Source organism: Vogesella mureinivorans, assembly GCF_007644035.1.
In the GTDB taxonomy this organism is placed as follows: domain Bacteria; phylum Pseudomonadota; class Gammaproteobacteria; order Burkholderiales; family Chromobacteriaceae; genus Vogesella; species Vogesella mureinivorans.
Genome location: NZ_VMTV02000692.1, coordinates 1 through 325, shown reverse-complemented (window position 1 = coordinate 325; position 325 = coordinate 1). Strand labels below are relative to the sequence as shown.

At 65.5% G+C, this 325-nt stretch carries 1 protein-coding gene; it reads right to left on the bottom strand.

The annotated features are described in order from the left end of the window. Window positions 1-90: 90 nt before the first annotated feature. Window positions 91-325, bottom strand: a 235-nt coding sequence (locus FLQ44_RS17765) for a sodium-dependent bicarbonate transport family permease (RefSeq protein ID WP_206208957.1), incomplete at its 5' end; no start/stop codon positions are given.

Genomic DNA, 325 nt, shown 5'->3' with positions numbered 1-325 from the left:
CACCCAGCCGGCGCACATCGCGCGCCAGCGATTTCTCGAGTGCGGCTTCAGTGATGATCACCAGCAGCCTGCGCGGGTGTTTGGGCAGGGTCATGTCGGCGGGCCTCCGAGCCATTGCGCCAGCTTCAAGTACAAGGGAATCCCCACGATCACGTTGAACGGAAAGCTGATCCCCAGCGATGCGGTGATCGACAGCGCGGCATTGGCCTCAGGCACGGCCATCCGCATGGCCGTGGGTGCGGCGATGTAGCTGGCGCTGGCGGCCAGGGTGGCGAACACCGCGATACCGCCGATCGAAAGCCCCAGTGCCTGGCCAGTCATGGCA